The organism is Ancylobacter sp. Lp-2 (genome assembly GCF_020523795.1).
In the GTDB taxonomy this organism is placed as follows: domain Bacteria; phylum Pseudomonadota; class Alphaproteobacteria; order Rhizobiales; family Xanthobacteraceae; genus Ancylobacter.
In genome coordinates, this window is sequence record NZ_JAJALI010000009.1 from 125801 (window position 1) to 144988 (window position 19188).

The 19188-nt window shown below is 68.7% G+C and carries 13 protein-coding genes; 6 read left to right on the plus strand and 7 right to left on the minus strand.

Going from position 1 to position 19188, the window contains the following annotated elements:
• Positions 1-26: 26 nt before the first annotated feature.
• From ybgF to glmM, 4 genes are all read left to right on the plus strand, one after another.
• The gene (gene ybgF / locus LGR54_RS20290) at positions 27-965 is read left to right on the plus strand and encodes a tol-pal system protein YbgF (RefSeq protein WP_230363775.1); all 939 of its coding nucleotides are present in this window, start codon (positions 27-29) and stop codon (positions 963-965) included.
• Positions 952-2061, plus strand: coding sequence for a tRNA lysidine(34) synthetase TilS (gene tilS, locus LGR54_RS20295; protein WP_230363776.1), 1110 nt, complete (start codon positions 952-954; stop codon positions 2059-2061). The genes ybgF and tilS overlap by 14 nt, the downstream gene beginning before the upstream one ends.
• Positions 2062-2140: 79 nt before the next feature.
• Positions 2141-4060, plus strand: coding sequence for an ATP-dependent zinc metalloprotease FtsH (ftsH, locus tag LGR54_RS20300; RefSeq protein WP_230363836.1), 1920 nt, complete (start codon positions 2141-2143; stop codon positions 4058-4060).
• Positions 4061-4335: 275 nt separating this feature from the next.
• The gene (gene glmM / locus LGR54_RS20305; protein WP_230363777.1) at positions 4336-5679 is read left to right on the plus strand and encodes a phosphoglucosamine mutase; all 1344 of its coding nucleotides are present in this window, start codon (positions 4336-4338) and stop codon (positions 5677-5679) included.
• Positions 5680-5877: 198 nt separating this feature from the next.
• Here the strand turns inward: glmM and choV are convergent, their stop codons facing one another.
• From choV to LGR54_RS20320, 3 genes are all read right to left on the minus strand, one after another.
• Positions 5878-7074 carry a choline ABC transporter ATP-binding protein gene (choV, locus tag LGR54_RS20310; RefSeq protein WP_230363778.1) on the minus strand — a complete coding sequence of 399 codons (1197 nt, stop codon included), beginning with the start codon at positions 7072-7074 and terminating at the stop codon, positions 5878-5880.
• Between the two features lie 11 nt (positions 7075-7085).
• Positions 7086-7946 carry a choline ABC transporter permease subunit gene (gene choW / locus LGR54_RS20315; RefSeq protein ID WP_230363779.1) on the minus strand — a complete coding sequence of 287 codons (861 nt, stop codon included), beginning with the start codon at positions 7944-7946 and terminating at the stop codon, positions 7086-7088.
• A 123-nt stretch (positions 7947-8069) separates the two neighbouring features.
• Positions 8070-9029: a choline ABC transporter substrate-binding protein gene (locus LGR54_RS20320; protein WP_230363780.1), complete on the minus strand. Its 960-nt coding sequence runs from the start codon at positions 9027-9029 to the stop codon at positions 8070-8072.
• A gap of 378 nt (positions 9030-9407) precedes the next feature.
• Between LGR54_RS20320 and betB the strand changes: the two genes are divergently transcribed.
• Both betB and betA read left to right on the plus strand, forming a co-directional pair.
• On the plus strand, positions 9408-11477 hold the full coding sequence (gene betB, locus LGR54_RS20325; RefSeq protein ID WP_230363781.1) for a betaine-aldehyde dehydrogenase: 2070 nt from the start codon (positions 9408-9410) through the stop codon (positions 11475-11477).
• Complete coding sequence (betA, locus tag LGR54_RS20330; protein ID WP_230363782.1) at positions 11477-13156, plus strand: choline dehydrogenase; 1680 nt, start codon at positions 11477-11479, stop codon at positions 13154-13156. The genes betB and betA overlap by 1 nt, the downstream gene beginning before the upstream one ends.
• 3 nt (positions 13157-13159) lie before the next feature.
• Here betA and LGR54_RS20335 read toward each other — a convergent pair whose 3' ends face one another.
• The 4 genes from LGR54_RS20335 to LGR54_RS20350 are packed head-to-tail and all read right to left on the minus strand — an operon-like array spanning position 13160 to position 19121.
• Entirely contained in the window at positions 13160-13927 is a 768-nt protein-coding gene (locus LGR54_RS20335) for an electron transfer flavoprotein subunit beta (protein ID WP_230363783.1), read from the minus strand.
• The gene (locus tag LGR54_RS20340; RefSeq protein WP_230363784.1) at positions 13924-15120 is read right to left on the minus strand and encodes an electron transfer flavoprotein subunit alpha/FixB family protein; all 1197 of its coding nucleotides are present in this window, start codon (positions 15118-15120) and stop codon (positions 13924-13926) included. The genes LGR54_RS20335 and LGR54_RS20340 overlap by 4 nt, the downstream gene beginning before the upstream one ends.
• On the minus strand, positions 15117-17024 hold the full coding sequence (locus tag LGR54_RS20345) for a DUF3483 domain-containing protein (RefSeq protein WP_230363785.1): 1908 nt from the start codon (positions 17022-17024) through the stop codon (positions 15117-15119). The genes LGR54_RS20340 and LGR54_RS20345 overlap by 4 nt, the downstream gene beginning before the upstream one ends.
• Positions 17025-17081: 57 nt before the next feature.
• On the minus strand, positions 17082-19121 hold the full coding sequence (locus tag LGR54_RS20350) for an NADH:flavin oxidoreductase (protein ID WP_230363786.1): 2040 nt from the start codon (positions 19119-19121) through the stop codon (positions 17082-17084).
• Positions 19122-19188 lie beyond the last annotated feature (67 nt).

A 19188-nucleotide genomic window follows, 5' to 3' on the forward strand; every position in this document is an offset into this window, starting at 1 on the left:
TGACATTGAGGCCTGTACCGTTCGCCATGAATCCGTTCGCCGCGCGCTTGTCCGTCGCCCTCACCTGTGTCGCTCTGATCTCGGCGGTTCCGGCTGCCGATACCGCCTTCGCACAGGCGGATAACAATTTCTTCGGGAACATCTTCCGGCCGCCGGGACAGGTGCGCCCGAACAACCAGCAGGCCGCGCCGGCGGAGGCGCCCGATGATGGCACCTCGGTGCGCATCGACCGTATCGAGAACCAGTTGCGGCAGATGACCGGCATGATCGAGCAGCTGCAATACCGCAATCAGCAGCTGGAGACGCAGGTCAAGCATCTCCAGGAACAGCTCGACATGCGCATGGGCGGCGGCGCGCCCGCGCGTGCGCCATCTGCCGAGCCCCCGGCCGGCCCGGCTGCGCAGCCGGGGCGTCGCTCCGATGCCTTCGACCCCTCGCAGCAGTCGGCGGCGCCGGGGGCGCCGCGTCCGCTTGGGGCCGGGCCGTCTCCGGCGGCGGGCGGTGCCGGCGCCGCGCCGATGGATCTCGGCACCTTGTCGGGCGCGGTCGCCGGTGGCGGTGCGACGACGTTGCCGCCGACCAACAGCCCCAAGGATCTCTACGATCTCGGCGTCGGCTACATGCAGCGGCAGGACTACGCACTCGCCTCGCAGACCTTCAAGAGCTTCGTGCAGCAATATCCCAATGACCGGCTGCTGCCGGACGTCTATTTCGGCCTTGGCGAGTCGGACTATTCGCGACAGGCTTACAAGGAAGCGGCGCAGAGCTACCTGAAGGTGTCCGCCGATTATCCCAATGCGGTCAAGGCGCCGGACGCGCTGCTGCGTCTCGGGCAGTCGCTGGCCGCGATCGGTGAGAAGGATGCGGCCTGCGCGACCCTCAACGCCGTCAACAACAAGTACCCGCGTGCTTCCGCTTCCATCAAGCAGGGAGTGGAGCGGGAGCAGAAGCGTGCCGGTTGCTGACGACGGATCGCTCCCCGACTTATCTTCCGACGCGGCGTGGAGCGCCGATCGACTGGAACGACTGTTCTCGGGGCTTCTGGCCCATCGCACGGTGCTTCTCGCCGTTTCGGGTGGACCGGACTCTACCGCGCTGATGCTGCTGGCGCGGCAGTGGCGCCGGGTGCGAGCCGAGGGCCCGAGGCTGTGCGTGGCCAGCGTCGATCACGGCCTACGCCCTGAGGCCGCGGCGGAGGCCGCTGCGGTAGGCCGCCTGGCGATCGACCTTGGCCTGGCGCATGAGGTGCTGCAACTCGGGATGCCACTGACCATGCGCGGTTTGCAGGAGGCTGCACGCGAAGCCCGCTATGCGGTGCTGGCCCGCCATGCGGAGGCCATCGGGGCGACCGGGATCGTCACCGCCCATACGCTCGACGATCAGGCGGAGACCGTGTTGTTCCGACTGATGCGCGGCTCCGGCATTTCCGGCTTGGCCGGTATGGCGACCGAGCGCCCGCTGGAGGGCGTCGCTCTGCTGCGGCCACTGCTCGGGGTGCGCAAGGCCGAACTTATCGCCGTCTGCGATCGGGCCGGGGTCGGCTTCGTGGAAGATCCCTCCAACCGCGACACGCGATTCGCCCGCGCCCGGCTGCGTCTGCTGATGCCGCTGCTGGAGAGGGAAGGGCTGGGGGCCGAACGTCTGGCGCGCCTTGCCGAGAGGGCCGCCCGTGCCGATGCGGCGCTGGAGGCCATGGTGAGCCATGCCGCGTCGGAGTTGCTTGACGTAACGTCGCCCGGCGCCTATCGGCTGCCGCGTGCGGCTTTTCTCGATCTGCCCGAGGAGGTTGGTCTGCGGCTGCTGGGACGTGCGGTCCGCGCGCTCGGCACCGAAGGGGTGCCCGAGCTGGGCAAGCTTGAGGCTCTGCATGAATGGATCCGTACCGGCGGCACTGGCGCGCGTACGCTGGCCGGCACGCTTCTGCGTGCGACATCAAGGACGGTGATCTTCGTCCCGGCGCCTGCCCGCAGGCGTGTCGCCGCTCTCGCTGACGTGAATTTGCATGGAGGGGCGCAGGAGGTTTCGGCTGTGCATCTTGGCAAGGATCAAGGCCGGACCTAAATTACGATACGATAAAGGGAGGGCCGCCAGCGCCGGCGGCACCCAACGCCGGGCATGAACCGGCGTCGAAAGGACCATGATGAACGCCAATATTCGGAATTTCGCCCTCTGGGTGATCATCGTTCTCCTGCTGCTGGCGCTCTTCTCGCTGTTCCAGAATCCGGCGCAGCGTCAGGCCGCGAACGACATCAGCTTCTCCCAGCTCCTCAACGAGGTGGATCAGGGCCGCGTGCGCGACGTCGTCATCCAGGGGCCGGAGATCTCCGGCACCTTCACCGACGGGCGCACCTTCCAGACCTATTCGCCCAACGATCCCTCGCTGGTGCAGCGCCTCTACGGCAAGGGCGTGTCGATCACGGCGAAGCCGCTGACCGACAACGTGCCGTGGTTCGTCAGCCTGCTGATTTCCTGGCTGCCCTTCATCGCCCTGATCGGCGTGTGGATCTTCTTGTCCCGTCAGATGCAGGGTGCCGGCGGCAAGGCGATGGGCTTCGGCAAGAGCCGCGCCAAGCTGCTGACCGAGGCGCATGGCCGTGTCACCTTCGAGGACGTCGCCGGTATCGACGAGGCGAAGAGCGACCTCACCGAGATCGTGGAATTCCTGCGCGACCCGCAGAAGTTCCAGCGGCTCGGCGGGCGCATCCCGCGCGGCGTGCTGCTGGTCGGCCCGCCCGGCACCGGTAAGACGCTGCTTGCCCGTGCCATCGCCGGCGAAGCCAATGTGCCGTTCTTCACCATTTCGGGTTCCGACTTCGTCGAGATGTTTGTCGGCGTCGGCGCCTCCCGCGTGCGCGACATGTTCGAGCAGGCGAAGAAGAACGCGCCGTGCATCATCTTCATCGACGAAATCGACGCGGTCGGCCGTCATCGCGGTGCCGGTCTCGGCGGCGGCAATGACGAGCGCGAGCAGACGCTGAACCAGCTGCTGGTCGAGATGGACGGCTTCGAGGCCAATGAGGGCATCATCCTGATCGCCGCGACCAACCGTCCGGACGTGCTCGATCCGGCGCTGCTGCGTCCAGGCCGCTTCGACCGCCAGGTCATCGTGCCGAACCCCGACGTGGTCGGCCGCGAGCAGATCCTCAAGGTGCATGCCCGCAAGATCCCGGTGGCTCCGGACGTCAACCTGAAGGTGATCGCCCGCGGAACCCCCGGCTTCTCCGGTGCCGACCTTGCCAATCTCTGCAACGAGGCCGCGCTCATGGCCGCCCGGCGCAACAAGCGCATGGTGACGATGAGCGACTTCGAGGACGCCAAGGACAAGGTGATGATGGGTGCCGAGCGTCGCTCGCTCGTCATGACCGAGGACGAGAAGATGCTGACCGCCTATCACGAGGGTGGCCATGCCATCGTGGCGCTCAAGGTGCCGGCGACCGATCCGGTGCACAAGGCGACCATCATCCCGCGCGGTCGCGCGCTGGGCATGGTGATGCAGCTGCCGGAGCGCGACAAGCTCAGCATGTCCTACGAGCAGATGACCTCGCGCCTCGCCATCATGATGGGCGGCCGTGTGGCGGAAGAGCTGATCTTCGGCCATGACAAGGTCACCTCCGGCGCCGCGTCCGACATCGAGCAGGCCACCCGCCTCGCCCGCATGATGGTTACGCGCTGGGGCTTCTCGGACAAGCTCGGCCAGGTCGCGTATGGCGAGAACAATGACGAGGTGTTCCTCGGCATGTCGATGCAGCGCCAGCAGAACGTCTCCGAGGCCACCGCGCAGACCATCGACAGCGAAGTGCGCCGCTTGGTCGACGAGGGTTATGTCGAGGCGACGCGGATCCTGACCGAGAACAAGGAACAGCTCGAAGCGCTCGCCCGGGGGCTCCTGGAATACGAGACGCTGTCGGGCGACGAGATCGTCAACCTGCTCGACGGTCATCCGCCGGTGCGCGACACCACGATCGAGCCGGCCAATGTGCGCGGTTCGGTGGTGCCGAGCGCCGGCAAGAACCGGCCGCCGCGTCCCGACGCCGGCATGGAGCCGCAGCCGCAGGCCTGATCGCCCGCAGGTCTGGTCGTCTTCGCCTGTTCTCTCTCTCGGAAAACCCCGGCCTCGCGCCGGGGTTTTTGTTTGCGAGGATCGTCGGCGCGCCTGAAAGGCGCCGCATTGCGGGTATTTGTCAGCGAAAGAAACGCTTACACTTTGTGAAGCCTCTTCAGCCATGTTGAATGATACATGGGAACAATGAAGGGAGCGCGTAAGCGAATCCCTCTACGTATGTTTGACGGGCGCACGCGCGAACAGCGCGCTTCCCGGCCGGCCGGAGACCTTCGATGACGCGCAAATATTTCGGGACCGACGGCATTCGCGGCCGGGCGAACGGCGTCATTACTCCGGAGCTTGCCCTGCATGTCGGCATGGCCGCCGGTCTGGTGTTCCAGCGCGGCGAGCACCGCCATCGCGTGGTCATTGGCAAGGATACCCGCCTGTCCGGCTACATGATCGAGAACGCCCTGGTGGCCGGCTTCACCTCGGTCGGCATGGACGTGCTGCTGCTCGGCCCGATGCCGACGCCGGCCGTCGCCATGTTGACCCATTCCATGCGCGCCGATCTCGGCGTGATGATCTCGGCGTCGCACAATCCTTTCGACGATAACGGCATCAAGCTGTTCGGTCCTGACGGCTACAAGCTCTCCGATGCCATCGAGGCGGAGATCGAGGAACTGCTGAGCGGCGACATGTCGGCCAAGCTGGCGACGCCGACCAATATCGGTCGCGCCAAGCGCATCGAGAGCGTGCACGCCCGCTATATCGAATTCGCCAAGCGCACTCTGCCGCGCAACCAGTCGTTCGACGGCATCCGGGTGGTGGTGGACTGCGCCAATGGCGCGGCCTATCGCGTCGCTCCCGAAGCGCTGTGGGAGCTCGGCTGCGACGTGGTGACGATCGGCGACAAGCCGGACGGCTTCAACATCAACCGCGAGGTCGGCTCCACCTCGCCGGAAGCGCTCATGGCCAAGGTGCGCGAAGTGCGCGCCGATATCGGCATCGCGCTCGATGGTGACGCCGACCGGGTGCTGATCGTCGACGAGAAGGGCCATCTGGTCGATGGCGACCAGCTGATGGCAGTGGTCGCCGCGAGCTTCAAGGAAGATGGCCGCCTGTCGCGCGACGGCGTCGTCGCCACGGTGATGTCCAATCTCGGCCTGGAGCGGTATTTCCAGTCGCTCGGGCTGTCGCTGGAGCGCACCGCGGTCGGCGACCGCTATGTGCTCGAGCATATGCGGACCCATGGCTTCAATGTCGGTGGCGAGCAGTCCGGCCACATCATCCTCTCCGACTATTCTACCACCGGCGATGGCCTGGTGGCGGCGCTGCAGGTGCTGGCAGTCGTGCAGCGGCTGGGGCGGCCGGTTTCCGAAGCCTGCCATCGCTTCGAGCCGCTGCCGCAGATCCTCAAGAATGTCCGCTACAAGGCCGGCCGGCCGCTGGAGGCGGACAGCGTGCAGAAGGCGATCGCTGCCGCCGAGCTCAAGCTCAACAGCCATGGTCGCCTGCTGATCCGTCCGTCCGGCACCGAGCCGGTGATCCGCGTCATGGGCGAAGGTGATGACCGCGACCTCGTCGAGGCGGTGGTGAACGACGTCGTTGAGGCGGTGACGGTGGCGGCGGCCTGAGTGCTGTCCGCCTCCTGACCACCTCAGAGTCCGTCACGCAGTTGCCGACCTATCCCGTGAAGGGAGAGCTTCCCTTTTCCCGTTGAGGAGAAGGCTGGAGTGAGGGGGCCTTCTTCGCTCCGCAATGGCGTGGCCCCACACTGACCCGCTGCGCCTTTCCCTCTCCCCGACGGGGAGAGGGAAAGGCGGGCTGAACGCTCAATTGCCGATGCGGCGAAGTAGTCCGCGATAGATCTCGTCATCGTCGCACAGGCCGGCGAGCCGGCCGAGATTGTCCACCAGCAAGATCGGCAAGGCGGTGTGCTGCTTCAGCTCGATGGCGGCCTTCAGCTTGAGATCGACCGGCGCGACGATGCCGTCGCACAGCCGCGCCGCCTCGTCGTCGATGTGCCCGGCTTCGCCATCGGCGATGGCGAGGCGCCCCTCGCGGCCATCGAGTTCCAGGCCGACCGGGCGGTTCTCCTCATCGACCCGCAGGCGGATCCGGCCGGCGGCGCCATCCAGGATGACCTTCGCCCCTTCACGCGGCAGCGTGGCTGCCGGGCGCATCACCGCGGTGCCGCGCAGCACGTTGAGTGGGTTCATGTGCTTCACGAATTCGGCGACATACGCATTGGCCGGCCGCAGCAGAATGTCCTCCGCCGTGCCGGCCTGCACGATGCGCCCGCCCTCCATGATGGCGATCTTGTTGCCGAGCTTCAGCGCCTCGTCGAGGTCGTGGCTGACGAAGACGATGGTCTTGTGGATGCGCCGCTGCAGGTCGAGCAGTTCGTCCTGCAGCTTGTCGCGGATCAGCGGGTCGAGCGCCGAGAAGGGCTCGTCCATCAAAAGGATGTCGGCGTCGGTGGCGAAGGCGCGGGCGAGGCCGACGCGCTGCTGCATGCCGCCGGACAGCTCGTGGGTGAACTTGCCGGCCCAGTTGCTCAGCCCGACCATGGCGAGCTTCTCGTCGACGATGCGATTGCGCTCGGCGGCGCCCATGCCGCGCAGTTCCAGCCCGAAGCCGACATTGTCGCGCACGGTGCGCCAGGGCAGCAGGCCGAATTGCTGGAACACCATGGAGACGGTGTGCATGCGCAATTCGCGCAACGTCGCCTCGTTGCAGCGGGCGACGTCGACCGGCTGGCCGCGATGTTCGACGATCACCTCGCCGCGGGCCACCTCGTTGAGCCGGTTCACCGCGCGCAGGATGGTGGACTTGCCCGAGCCGGACAGCCCCATCAGCACGCAGATCTCGCCGCGCTCCACGGCGAGATTGACGTCGGCGGCGCCGAGCACGGCGCCGGTCTTGCCGAGGATCTCCTCGCGGGTGCGGCCTTCGTCGATCAGCTTGAGCGCGCCCTGTTGGTCGGAGCCGAAGACGATGTCGACATGGCGGAATTCGACGGCGGGCATGGCGCGTCCTCCTACCCCTTGCGCCGGTGCGGCCGCTTGCAGACGCGGTCCAGCACGATGGCGAGCACGACGATGGCGAGGCCGGCCTCGAAGCCCATGGCGATGTTGACCGAGTTCAGCGCCCGCACCACCGGCTTGCCGAGGCCGTCGGCGCCCACAAGGGCGGCGATCACCACCATGGACAGGCTCAGCATGATGCACTGGGTGACGCCGGCCATGATGGTCGGCAGCGCATAGGGCAGCTCGATCTTCCACAGCATCTGCGTGCGCGTGGCGCCGAAGGCCTTGCCGGCCTCGTAGAGATTGGCCGGCACCGAGGAAATGCCGAGATGGGTGAGGCGGATCGGCGCCGGAATGGCGAAGATCACCGTCGAGATCAGTCCCGGCACCACGCCGAGGCCAAACAGCACCAGCGTCGGGATGAGATAGACGAAGGTGGGAATGGTTTGCATCAGGTCGAGAACGGGATGCAGCGCGGCATAGAGCCAGGGCCGGTGGGCGGCGGCGATGCCGACCGGCACCCCCACCACCACGCAGACCAGCGTGGCGCAGAGCACCAGCGACAGGGTCTCCATGGTGGCCTGCCAGTAGCCGAGATTGGCGACCAGCAGCAGCGCGCCGACGATGAAGACCACCAGCCCGACCGAGCGGTGCACCAGCCAGGCGCCGAGCGCGAACAGCGCGATCAGCAGCAGCGGCGGCACGAAGAGCAGAGCGCTGGTGAGACCTGCGATCAGAGAGCCGAGCACCAGCGAGATGAAGTCGAACACGCTTTCCCCATGCTCGGTGAGCAGGTCGACGGCGTTCTTCAGCCACAGCCCAAGCGGGATCTTGTGCGCGGTCAGCCAGTCATAGATGGGCCAGTCAAACATGGGCGCTCTCCATGGACGCACCTCAGGCGCGCTCAGGCGCCGGGACGCCTTGGCCGGTCGGTCTGCGGACGGGGACCCTCCTCCGCGGCTACGGAGGAGGTGGGTCGCGGGTCGTGAGGCCGATTAGAGGCCCAGGCTCTTCTTGACCGCCGGCACGGCCGGCTGGCCGTCGATCGTGGTCACGCCGGCGAGCCAGGGCTGCCAGATGGACGGGTTGTCCTTCAGCCACTTCTTGGCGGCGGCACCCGGCTCCGTGCCGTCGAACAGGATGTAGCCCATCACCACGTTCTCGTCGCCGAGCGAGAACTTCAGGTTCTTGATCAGCGCGCCGACATTCGGACAGTCGGCGGCATAGCCGGCCCGCGTATTGGTGTAGACGGTGGCGCCGCCATAGTTCGGGCCGAAGACCTCGTCGCCGCCGTCGAGATATTTCAGCGGGAACTTCGAGTTCATCGGGTGCGGCTCCCAGCCGAGGAAGACGACCGGCTCTTTGCGCTTGGTGGCGCGCTCGACCTGCGCCAGCATGCCCTGCTCGCTGGATTCGACGAGATCGAAGCCCTTCAACCCGAACTTGTCGTCCTTGATCATGTCGAGGATCAGCCGGTTGCCGTCATTGCCCGGCTCGATGCCGTAGATCTTGCCGCCGAGCTTGTCCTTGAACTTGGCGATGTCGGCAAAGGACTTCAGGCCTTCATCATAGAGATAGGCGGGGACGGCGAGCGTGTACTTCGCTCCCTCGAGGTTGACGCCGATGACGTCGACGGTCTTGTCGTCGCGATAGGGCTTCAGATCGGCTTCCATGGTCGGCATCCAGTTGCCGAGGAAGACGTCGATGTCCTTGGTCTGCATCGACTTGTAGGTGACAGGCACCGACAGCACCTGCGTCTTCGGCGCATAGCCGAGCGCTTCGAGGATGGCGGAGGTGATGGCGGTGGTGGCGGTGATGTCGGTCCAGCCGACATCGGCGAATTTGACCGCCTTGCAGGCGGCCGGCTCGGCGGCCTGCGCGCCCTGCCAGGCGGCCGGGGCGGCAAGGACGGTGAGGCCGAGAAGCACGGTGGCGAAGGTGGAGAGGCTGCGCATCTTTCGCTGTTCCCATTATGTCAAGGAACTGGCCGGCGGGCTGCCGCTCGTCATTGGGCGCGTCGATGAAAAGCGGCGCGCGGGCGGCATGCTCGACGGTCCAGTGTCTTGCTTCCGGCAGTCTATCCGGAAGAAGTGGTCTATGCATCCCGGCCGCTTGCGGCTCTTTTGAATGACAATTCAATAACGAATTCGTCCGTTTGTCATGCGTAATTTTTCGACGCTGAAATCGTGCCGTTGAACGGGATTTCAGCAGCGGCGATTTCAGGCGGCTCATCGCTCCCTTCTGGTGCGTTGCACAGAATTCGAGGGTTCGACATCGCCTGTCGGCTCGGTTATTATATGAGCGATCAATAATCGACCCGATGGAGATCGCGCATGGACAACCACGCTCGCCAGGACGAAGCCGCCGCCACCGGTGGACGACGGCGCGAAAGCGAGGAGGTCCGCCGCCAGCAGCTTATCGAGGCGACCATCGATTCGCTCGCCGAGATTGGCTTCAACGCCTCGACGCTGGCGCAGATCGCCGGGCGCGCCGGCGTCTCGCCGGGGCTGGTCGCCCATTATTTCGGCGACAAGGACGGGCTGCTGGAGGCGACGCTGCGCTTCCTAGCCGCGCGCGTCGCGCGAGGCACGGCGCAGCGCCTCGCCGCCGCCGCCTCGCCGCGCGAGCGGGTGGAGGCGGTGATCGAGGCCAATCTGGCCCCCGAGGAATTCGGCAAGCCGAGCAGCAGCGTCTGGCTGGCCTTCTGGGGGCAGGCGCTGCATTCCGAGCGGCTGCGGCGGGTGCAGAAGGTCTACCAGTCGCGCATGCGCTCCAATCTGCGCCATGCGGTGCGTCCGCTGGTGCGCGAGGAGGAGGCCGACCGCATCGCCATCGCGGTGGCGGCGATCATCGACGGCCTGTGGCTGCGCTCCACTCTGTCCGCCACCGGCGAGACGGATTCGGCTTCGGCCCGGGCCATCGCGTCGGCCTTCGTCGATGCGCAGATCGCCGCAACGCCCTGTGCCGCGCCCGCCGGCGGGCCGGCGGTTCGGCGGGCGCGGCATTTCGAGACCGTCAATCCGGCGACTGGCGAGGTGCTGGCCGAGATCGCCATCGACGGCGAGGCCGAGGTCGAGGCGGCGGTTGCCGCCGCCCGCAAGGGCCAGAAGGACTGGGCGGCGATGACCGGCGCCGAGCGCGGGCGCACCCTTAAGCGCGTCGCCGATATCCTGCGCAGCCGCAATGACGAACTCGCCCGGCTGGAGACCCTCGATACCGGCAAGCCGATCCAGGAAACCGGCGTCGTCGACGTGCTCTCCGGCGCCGATTGCCTCGATTACTATGCCGGCCTCGCCGCCACGCTTACCGGCGAGCATGTCGACCTCGGCCCCGTTGCCTTCGGCTATACGCGGCGCGAGCCGCTGGGCGTCGTCGCCGGCATCGGCGCCTGGAACTACCCGCTGCAGATCGCCTGCTGGAAGGCGGCACCGGCGCTCGCCTGCGGCAATGCGATGATCTTCAAGCCGGCCGAGCTCACTCCGCTCACCGCCGTGAAGCTCATGGAGATCATGCGCGAGGCCGGCGTGCCCGAGGGCGTGTTCCAGGTGGTGCAGGGCTTCGCCGAGACCGGGCGGCTGCTCACCCGCCATCCCGCCATCCCCAAGGTGTCGCTCACCGGGGAGGTCGGCACCGGCAAGAAGGTGATGGCCGATGCCAGCGCCACGTTGAAGCAGGTGACGCTGGAGCTCGGCGGCAAGTCGCCTTTGATCGTGTTCGAGGATGCCGACCTCGAGGACGCCGTCTCGGGCGCGCTGCTCGCCAATTTCTATTCGGCCGGCGAGGTGTGTTCCAACGGCACCCGTGTCTTCGTGCAGGAAGGCGTGCGGGCGGCGTTTCTCGAAAAGCTGGTCGCCCGCGTCGAGAAGATGGTGGTCGGCGATCCGCTCGATCCGGCGACGCAGGTCGGTGCGCTGATCTCGCCGCCACACATGGAGAAGGTGCTCTCCTACATCGCGCGCGGCCGGGCCGGCGGGGCGCGGCTGCTCACCGGCGGATACCGGGTAACAAAGGGCGGGCTCGATCGCGGCTGCTTCGTCGCGCCGACGGTGTTCGACGGCTGCCGCGACGACATGGCCATCGTGCGCGAGGAGATCTTCGGCCCAGTGATGGCGGTGCTGTCCTTCGAGGACGAGAGCGAGGTGATCGCGCGCGCCAACGACACGCGGTTCGGGCTGGCCGCCGGCGTGTTCACCCGCGATCTCGCCCGCGCCCACCGGGTGATCGCCCGGCTGGAAGCGGGCACCTGCTGGATCAACCACTACAATGTCACGCCGATCGAGCTGCCCTTCGGCGGCGTCAAGCAATCCGGTCTCGGCCGCGAGAACGGCAAGGCGGCGATCGAGCACTACACCCAATTGAAGAGCGTCTACGTCAATCTTGGCCCGGTGGAGGCCCCCTATTGATGGCTGGCACGGCGGACGGGTTCGACCAGGAGTTCGACTACATCATCGTCGGCGCCGGTTCGGCCGGTTGCGTGCTGGCCGACCGGCTCACCGCCAGCGGCGAGAACCGGGTGCTGGTGCTTGAGTTCGGCGGCTCCGACCGCTCGATCTTCATCCAGATGCCGAGCGCGCTGTCCATTCCGATGAACATGCCGCGCTACAGTTGGATGTATGAGAGCGAGCCCGAGCCCGGCCTCGGCGGGCGGCGGATGCACTGCCCGCGCGGCAAGGTGCTGGGGGGCTCCTCCTCCATCAACGGCATGGTGTATGTCCGCGGCAACCCCGCCGATTTCGACGGCTGGCAGGAGCAGGGCGCGCAGGGCTGGTCCTATGCCGATGTGCTGCCCTATTTCCGGCGCGCCGAGAGCCGGCAGGAGGGGGGCGACGCCTATCGTGGGAGCGAGGGGCCGCTCGCCACCCGCTATGGCAGCCTCGCCAACCCGCTGCACCACGCCTTCATCGACGCGGCGCTCGAGGCCGGCTATCCGGCGAGCGAGGACATCAACGGCTACGCCCAGGAAGGCTTCGGGCGCATGGACATGACGGTGAAGGACGGCGTGCGCTGGTCCGCCGCCAAAGCCTATCTGCGCCCGGCGATGCAGCGGGCGAACCTCAAGGTCGAGACCCATGCGCGGGTGACGCGGGTGCTGTTCGAGGGGCGCCGCGCCATCGGCGTCGCCTATGAGCAGGGCGACGTGCGCCGGCAGGCGAAGGCGGCGCGCGAGGTGATCCTCGCCGGCGGGCCGGTCAACTCGCCGCAACTCTTGAAGCTTTCTGGCGTCGGGCCGGGTGCTGAATTGCGCGGACATGGCATCGAGGTGGTCGCCGACCGGGCGGGGGTGGGCGAAAACCTGCAGGACCACCTCGAATTCTATTTCCAGGTCGCCTGCAAGCAGCCGATCACGCTGTATTCCTCCATGGGGCTGGCGGCCCGCGCGGGCATCGGCCTGCGCTGGCTGCTGCGCAAGGACGGGCTGGGCGCGACCAATCACTTCGAGAGCTGCGGTTTCATCCGCTCGCGGCCGGGGGTGGCCTATCCCGACGTCCAGTATCACTTCCTGCCGCTCGCCGTGACCTATGACGGCCAGGGGCTGGCCTCCGAGCATGGTTTCCAGGCGCATGTCGGGCCGATGCGCTCCAAGAGCCGCGGCTGGGTGCGCCTGCGGTCGGCGGACCCGGCGGAGAAGCCGCGCCTATTCTTCAACTATATGAGCCACCCGGACGACTGGACGGAGATGCGCGCCTGCGTGCGGCTCACCCGCGAGATCTTCGCCCAGAAGGCGTTCGATCCCTATCGCGGTCGCGAGATCCAGCCGGGGGCCGATGTGGTGGACGATGAGGCCATCGACGCCTTCATCCGCGACAAGGTGGAGAGTGCCTATCACCCCTCCTGCACCTGCAAGATGGGCGCGCCTGCCGACCCGATGGCGGTGGTCGATCCGCAGGCGCGGGTGATCGGCGTCGAGGGGCTGCGGGTGGTCGATTCCTCGATCATGCCCTCGGTGACCACCGGCAATCTCAACGCGCCGACCATCATGCTGGCGGAGAAGGCGGCCGACCACATTCTCGGCCGGCCGGCGCTCGCCCCCTCCAATGCGCCCTATTACAAGGCGGCGAACTGGCAGCACGCCCAGCGCTGAGGTTCAGCCGCCGGCCGCCGGCTTCAAGATACCGATGGCGCGCAGATGGTTGAGGATCGCCTGCGCGGCCTCCTCGGGCGAGGGATCGACCATCACCCGCCCGCCGGGACCGGCCGCCTGCGTCGCTGCCCTCAGCCGCTCGGCGGCACCGGCGCCGGCCGCCGCCGAGGCGATGAGGCGGGGACGGGGACGATAGGGACGTTCCTCCATCGCCGGCTCGTCGGGCGGGGCGGGGATACCGATGGCTGTCTCGACCTGTCCCTCGCGCGCGGCGCCGAGGGCGAAGCTCGCCGCCGCCGGGGCGGCCGGATGCACGGTGACGACCGCCGGCAGCCGCAGCCGCCAGCGGCGACGAGCGCCCTTGGGCAACGCCTGGATCACCTCCAGCACGCCACCTTCCACCGCAAGGGCGACGGCATCGGCGACGATCGGCCAGCCGAGTGCCTCGGCGAGGCGGTAGGGCAGCAGGCCGGTCTGGTCCCCGGCGCCGGCGCGCCGGCCGGCAAGGACGAGGTCGGGCGCCTCGGTGCCGATGGCGGCGACGAGGCTGGGTAGCGGGTCGTGTCCGGCGAGGATTTTGCGGTGCTCGAGCCGCGCGAGGCCGTGGCCCAGCGCGCCGCGTGCCGCCTCGGCGTCCGGCCCGGCATGCAGGCCGGTCACCTCGTCGGCGAGGCTGCGGGCGAGGTTGATGGCTTGCAGTTCAGTCGGCGCCGGTGCCGGGCGGCCGGAGACCGGGTGGCGAGCATCGGACAGCAGCACCAGCGTCTTCATTGCCGGCCCTCCGCCTTCAGCGCGGCGATCAGTGCCGGCATCACCTGCTGGGCATCGGCGATGATCGCGAGGCCGGCGCGCTCGACCATGGCGGCATGCAGGTCGGTATTGACGGCCACCACGTGCTCGCAGCGGGCGACGCCCTGCAAATGCTGCGGCGCGCCGGAAATACCGAGCGCGAGATAGCAGGCGGCTTCCAGCACCGTACCGGAGGCGCCGACCTGGGCGGCGCGTGGCATCAGACCGGCATCGCACACCATGCGGCTGGCTCCCGGCGTGGCGCCCAGCGCCCGGGCGAGCTCGCGGAACAGCTCGAAATCGGTCACGCCGCTGCCGGCCGAGACCACGAAATCCGCTTCCGCCAATGGCAGCGCGTCGGCGGCGACCGGCAGGTCTTCGACCGACAGGATCGCTTCATGCGCGGGTGTCGGGGCGATCTCCGGCGGCTCCAGCCGACGCGCTTCATGGGCGGGGCCGGTGTGCGGCAGCTGGGCGTCCGGAGCCAGTGTCACGAGGCGCGGCGGCGCGGTGCGCTGCTCGACATGGCGATTGCCGGCCGGCCTTGTGGCGAGCCTGGCGGTGAGGCTTTCGGCGCCGGTAAACAGCGTTTCGCCGATGCGAGCGGCAAGGCGGCGGGCGAGATCGCCGCCGGCCGCGCTTTCGGGAAACAGCATATGACGCGGTTGCAGGGCCGCGAACAGGGCGGCGAGGGCGCCCATGCGCATGGCGGGATCGCCGCTGGCCGGCGCGGTGAGCGCAACCGTGCGGTCGACGCCGGCGGTGCCGAGACCGTCGACCGCGCCGAAGGTCAGGGTCAGCACCGCGCCGCCGCCGGCATCGGCGAGCAGGCGGGCGGTGCCGAGCAACTGGCGGTCGAGCGGGGTAAGCCGGCCTCCGGGAGCGTCGGGCACCACGGCGATGAGGAAAGCGGGGGCCTCGATGATCCGGATGGTGGGTGCGACGAGCGGCTCGGCCGCGAGGGGCGGAGCTGCCAGGGGGCCGGCAGCCCGGCCCGAGCGGTCGAGCCGCAGCCGCGCCGCGCCGGGGACCCGCGCGGCTTCGGCTTCCCGGCGCGGGTCGCGCCTGAGGCGGCCGACAGAAGGCGGCAGGTCGAGGCGCCAGCGCGGCCGGGCGCTGCCGGCAAGGCGGCGAACCTCGCGCTCCTCGCGCGGGTCGCGGCGTGTCCGGCTCATCGCGCCGCTCCCTGAGCGACCGGCGCGGCCTCGACAGCGGCGAGCACCAGCTCGGCGAGATCGCGCACCTGTGCCACGTCGCCGGTGACGCCCTCCAGCATGGCGGCGCATTGCGGACAGGCGACCGCCACCGTGGTGGCGCCCACCGCCCGCGCCTGCGCCATGCGCAGATCCGGGATACGACGCTCGCCGGCGACATCGCTCACCGGCGCGCCGCCACCGCCGCCACAGCACATGGCACGCTTGCCGTGGCGCTCCATCTCGACGCGTTCCAGCCCGAGGCGGTCGAGCAGGCGGCGCGGCGCGTCGGTCTCGCCATTGTAGCGGCCGAGATAGCAGGGATCGTGATAGGCGAGGCGTCCCGCCGGCGCGGCGGCGAGGGCGAGGCGTCCGTCGGCCGCCAGTTCGTCGAGAAAGGCGCTGTGGTGCATCACCTCATAGCGGCCGCCAAAGGCCGGGTACTCGTTGCGCAGCACATGCAGCGCATGCGGATCGGCGGTGAGGATGCGACGGAAGGAATAGCGGGACAGGGTGGCGATATTGGCGCGGGCGAGGTCGGCGAAGGTCGCCTCGTCGCCGAGCCGGCGGGCGAGATCGCCGCAGTCGCGCTCCTCCGGCCCGAGCACCGCATAGTCGATGCCGGCCTTGCGCATGAGCTCCACCAGCGCCCGCAGCGTGCGGCCGTGGCGCAGCTCATAGGCACCCGATCCCAGCCACAGCAGCACGTCGCAGCTGCCCTTCGCGGCGATCAGCGGCAGCGGCAGGCCGGCGGCGAAATCGGTGCGGGCGGCGAGCGGCCGGCCGCCGGGCTCCTCTGCATAACGGCTCTCGCTGAGCGCGGGGATGGCGCCGGCCGGCACGGCCGCGAGCTCCATGGTCTGGAAACGGCGCAGGTCGACGATGGCGTCGACATGCTCGATCATCATCGGGCATTCCTCGACGCAGGCGCGGCAGGTGGTGCACGACCACAGCGTGTCCGGGTGGATCAGCGCGCCGGCACCGACGATGGGCCGTTCCGGCCCGCCGAGGCCGGCGACCGGCGGCGCCTGCGGATAGGGGCTGCCGGCATAGGTGGGCGGCTCGGCCTTGAAGCTGCCGGCGAGGTCCTGGATCAGCTTCTTCGGGTTCAGCGGCTGGCCGGCGGCGAAGGCCGGACAGGCGACTTCGCAGCGGCCGCACTGGATGCAGGCGTCGAAGCCGAGCAACCGGTTCCAGGCGAAGTCGGCCGGTACCGCCCCGCCGAGGCGCGGGGCGTCGAGATCGGCGGGGAGGAGCGCCGTCGCCCGCTCGCCTTCGAAGCGTCCGGGGCGCGGATGGGCGGCGAGATGCAGGGCGCCGGCAAACGCATGGCGCATGGGCCCGTCGGCGATCATGCGCACGAGGCCGAAGCCACCGAGTGCCGCGATCACGAGGCCGAGCCAGCCGAGCGGGCCCGCCAGACCGAATGCGGCGTCCATCGCCACCAGAAGTCCACCGCCGACATAGACGGCGAGCAGCATCGGCAGGCGCTGGAAGGCGCCGCCCGACAGCCGCGCCGGCTTCCTCGGATAGCGTCGCCGGCCGACCATCGCGCCGCCGGCAAGGGCGACGAGAAAGGCGAGCGCCACCACCCCCCAATAGAAGCGCGCGTGACCCAGTGGCGGCACGAGCCCGAGCACCGCCAGCGCCGAGCCGGCGAGGAGGCCGCCGGCCGCCAGCGCATGCATGCGCGCCGCGTAGGGATCGCGCGCCACCACGTGATGGACGTCGACCAGATAGCGCTTGGGAATGGCGGCGAGGCCGGTCGGCCAATCGATTCTGGCCGGCCGGCCGACGCGCCAGCGCCGCGCCATCCGCACGCCTTCGGCCGCCGCCAGCAGGGCGAGCGCGACGAGGACGAGACTGAGGCCAAAGGCGGCGTTCATGGGCGTCCGTCAGCTGCCGTCGGTGGCGTCGCGGGCGGCGGCGTCACCAGGCGGCTCCTAGAGATCCTTGCACAGGCGCAGCGCGTCATAGATCGCCGCATGGATGTTGCGGCCGGTCCAGGCGTCGCCGATGCGGTAGAGCGCGTAGCCGTTCGCGCCGGTCCAGCGTTGCGGCCGGCCGGCGACCAGCGCGTCGAGGTCGGTCTCGCCGTCGTTCACCGAGCCCGCGCGCAGCGACTGGAACAACCCTTCCACCGGCAGCGTGCCGTAATCGACCACCACATGGTCGACGATCCGCTCTTCCTCGGCTTCCGTCATGGTGTTGCGCAGCGCGGCGACGAGGCGGTTGCCCTCGGGATAGATCTCGATCAGCTCCATGTTGGGCGAGAGGATCACCCCCGCCTTGTAGAGCTCGCGCAGATGGATCGGCTTGTTGGTGGTGCCGATCTCCTGCCCGATTTGGAGATCGTGCGTCGCGATCTCGACGAGGCAGCCTTTGCGGGCCAGCACCTCGGCGGTGGAGGCGGCGTTGTGGCCGCCGATCTCGTCATAGAGCAGCACGCTGCCGGAGGGCTCGGCGCGTCCCGCGAGCACGTCCCAGGTGGTCACCGCACGCTCGGCGCCCTTGGCGAAGCCGGTATGGGCAAGGCCGCCGGTGGCGAGGATGACCACTTCCGGCTGCTCGGCGAGGATGGCGGCCTCGGTCGCCTCGGTGCCGAGGCGGATGTCGACGCCCTTCTTCGAGACCTGCGCGTAGAGCCAGCGCGGAATGCCGGACAGCGCCTCGCGCCAAGTGGCGCGGGCGGCGATGTTGATCTGGCCGCCCGGCTTGTCGTCCTTCTCGAACAGCACGACGCGGTGGCCGCGCTCAGCGGAAACCCGCGCCGCCTCCAGCCCGGCCGGGCCGGCGCCGACCACCACCACTCGGCGGCTGGTCGCAGCCTTGGCGATGACATGCGGCATCGTGGCCTCGCGGCCGGTCGCCGCGTTCTGGATGCACAGCGCGTCGCCGCCGACATAGATGCGGTCGATGCAGTAGCCGGCGCCGACGCATTGGCGGATGTCGTCGTCGCGGCCCTCGATCAGCTTGCGCATGAGGTGCGGGTCGGCGATGTGGGCGCGGGTCATCGCCACCATGTCGACATGGCCTTCCGCCACCGCGCGGGCGCCGGTGGCGAGGTCGGTGACGCGCTGGGCGTGGAACACCGGCACCTCGACCTCGCGCTTGATGGCGCTGGGCAGGAACAGGAACGGCGCCACCGGGAAGGACATGTTGGGCAATGAGATGGCGTGGCTCATCTCGTCGCGCGCCTGCCCGCCCATCACGTTGACGAAGTCGACGAGGCCGTCCCTGGCATAGGTGGCGGCGATCTCCAGGCAGTCCTGCTGCGACAGCCCGTCCTCGAGCATCTCGTCGCCGGACATGCGGATGCCGATGACATAGTCGCCGCCGGTGGCCTCATGCATCGCCTCCAGCACCTCGCGGCCGAAGCGCATGCGGTTCTCGAGGCTGCCGCCATATTCGTCGGTGCGGTGGTTCACCGATGGCGACCAGAACTGGTCGATGAGATGGCCGTGGGCGGCGGACACTTCGCAGCCGTCGAGCCCGCCTTCCTTGCAGCGCCGTGCCGCCTCCGCGAAGGCGCGCACCACGCGGCGGATGTCGTTCTTGTCCATCGCGCGGGGAATGGTGCGCGAGGCCGGCTCGCGGCGCGCCGAGGAGGAGATGGTCGGCAGCCAGTTCTCGGTGTCCCACTTGGTGCGCCGGCCCATATGGGTGAGCTGGATCATCAGCTTGGCGCCGTGGGCATGCACCCGCTCGGCGAATTGCTGGAAATAGGGGATGACGCTGTCGTCGGCGACCGAGATTTGCGCCCAGGGCGTCGCCGGGCTGTCGAGCGCCACCGAGGAGGAGCCGCCGAACATGGTCAGCCCGATGCCGCCGCGGGCTTTCTCGGCATGGTAGAGCTGGTAGCGCTCCTGCGGCTTGCCGTCCTTGCCATAGCCAGGGGCGTGCGAGGTCGACATCACCCGGTTGCGGATGGTCAAGCCCTTGATAGTCAAAGGTTTAAGCAGGGCCTCGGCATGCGGGATCATGTGACGGCGCGCGCTCCCTAGCACCGGTCCATCGTCGTGGATCGTCTCACGATAGGTCGCATTCGCC

Coding starts and splice junctions, on each gene's coding strand:
- ybgF (WP_230363775.1), top strand. CDS start 27: ATGAATCCGTTCGCCGCGCGCTTGTCCGTCGCCCTCACCTGTGTCGCT.
- ftsH (WP_230363836.1), top strand. CDS start 2,141: ATGAACGCCAATATTCGGAATTTCGCCCTCTGGGTGATCATCGTTCTC.
- glmM (WP_230363777.1), top strand. CDS start 4,336: ATGACGCGCAAATATTTCGGGACCGACGGCATTCGCGGCCGGGCGAAC.
- choV (WP_230363778.1), bottom strand. CDS start 7,074: ATGCCCGCCGTCGAATTCCGCCATGTCGACATCGTCTTCGGCTCCGAC.
- choW (WP_230363779.1), bottom strand. CDS start 7,946: ATGTTTGACTGGCCCATCTATGACTGGCTGACCGCGCACAAGATCCCG.
- LGR54_RS20320 (WP_230363780.1), bottom strand. CDS start 9,029: ATGCGCAGCCTCTCCACCTTCGCCACCGTGCTTCTCGGCCTCACCGTC.
- betB (WP_230363781.1), top strand. CDS start 9,408: ATGGACAACCACGCTCGCCAGGACGAAGCCGCCGCCACCGGTGGACGA.
- betA (WP_230363782.1), top strand. CDS start 11,477: ATGGCTGGCACGGCGGACGGGTTCGACCAGGAGTTCGACTACATCATC.
- LGR54_RS20335 (WP_230363783.1), bottom strand. CDS start 13,927: ATGAAGACGCTGGTGCTGCTGTCCGATGCTCGCCACCCGGTCTCCGGC.
- LGR54_RS20340 (WP_230363784.1), bottom strand. CDS start 15,120: ATGAGCCGGACACGCCGCGACCCGCGCGAGGAGCGCGAGGTTCGCCGC.
- LGR54_RS20345 (WP_230363785.1), bottom strand. CDS start 17,024: ATGAACGCCGCCTTTGGCCTCAGTCTCGTCCTCGTCGCGCTCGCCCTG.
- LGR54_RS20350 (WP_230363786.1), bottom strand. CDS start 19,121: ATGATCCCGCATGCCGAGGCCCTGCTTAAACCTTTGACTATCAAGGGC.